The organism is Enterobacter cloacae complex sp. GF14B (assembly GCF_004136805.1).
GTDB lineage: Bacteria > Pseudomonadota > Gammaproteobacteria > Enterobacterales > Enterobacteriaceae > Enterobacter > Enterobacter hormaechei_C.
In genome coordinates, this window is sequence record NZ_QFRV01000314.1 from 1 (window position 1) to 1099 (window position 1099).

2 protein-coding genes are annotated in these 1099 nt (G+C 41.6%); one reads left to right on the forward strand and one right to left on the reverse strand.

Going from position 1 to position 1099, the window contains the following annotated elements; genetic code table 11:
* Positions 1-22: 22 nt before the first annotated feature.
* On the reverse strand, positions 23-211 hold the full coding sequence (locus DD606_RS26765) for an RNase H-like domain-containing protein (protein ID WP_176691507.1): 189 nt from the start codon (positions 209-211) through the stop codon (positions 23-25).
* Between the two features lie 155 nt (positions 212-366).
* Here DD606_RS26765 and DD606_RS26770 point away from each other — a divergent pair, with 155 nt between their 5' ends.
* Positions 367-561: a chromo domain-containing protein gene (locus DD606_RS26770; protein ID WP_129259511.1), complete on the forward strand. Its 195-nt coding sequence runs from the start codon at positions 367-369 to the stop codon at positions 559-561.
* Positions 562-1099: the final 538 nt, after the last annotated feature.

A 1099-nucleotide genomic window follows, 5' to 3' on the forward strand; every position in this document is an offset into this window, starting at 1 on the left:
CTTTTTCATAGATTCCAAGTACCTACTCTTGTGGGTGTAGTCGATGACTTTCATACGCAATGGGACGTCCTTCTTGAGAAAGGAACACCTCAATGCTATCACCACATGCATTGAAATGGACCTCAAAAGGCTTATTAAAATCTAGTAAAATTAAAAGTAGCTTTGTCATGAGATTCTGTTTGAGCTCATTAAAGGCATGATTCTCTTTAATAGTCCACTGATATTTAACCTTTTCCTTAGTATGATGTCATTTTTCAATTAAAGTTGTCAGATACTTGGAAGATTCACAATGCTTTTCATGTGAGTCTCTTGAGGCCTTTTAAAGGCGATGTGCCCGAAGATGGGGAGCCTGATTAGCAACCCGAAGTGGAAGAAAACGAGGAGATCCTTGTTCCAGAACAGATATTGGCACATAAAGACAGAAAAATTAAGGGTAAAGTGGTAAGGCGGTTCTTGGTTAAATTCAAGAACTATCCTGCATTGGATACGAAGTGGATGAAGGAGGAGGACCTAGCAGATACTCCTCGGATTGTGAAACTTTACCTCGATGTTTTGGTTTAGCATAGTCTACTCCAAACGGAACCCAGAAACTCAGCTTGGCCGAAGATCTGGTGCAGTGGGATGCACAAGAGGGGAGTTACTCCGCTCCTTTGTCAACAGATGCCTCGATTTTGATACTAAAGTCACTGATGTCTCTTTGAGCTTCAGGGATACTGAGAGCTGACAGTATTCTACTGGATGACTTTATGAAATGGAATTCTTGATAATGATACTGATTTGTTCTTGACTTCTTTTGAGTGCAGGAATTGATAGACGAAATGGCTGCAGCATTTTGGTCTGATTGATCTCGTATAGACATGGTTGCAATAGGGGTTAGTCAATCGGACATCGATGAGGTCCCGATTGGACCTAGATGTGATTGCTAGCTACATTGCCGATAAATCATGGTCTAAGATCCGAATGAATGTTGAATGTCATGTGATGGCTTGTGATGTCCTGTGACGTCGTGTGATGTGGCTGTCGATTTTGTACATGTGCTAGATGTGTGTTCCTAGTACGTAGGTACTAACAGTCAGTGTCTGCTAAGACGGTTTATGGC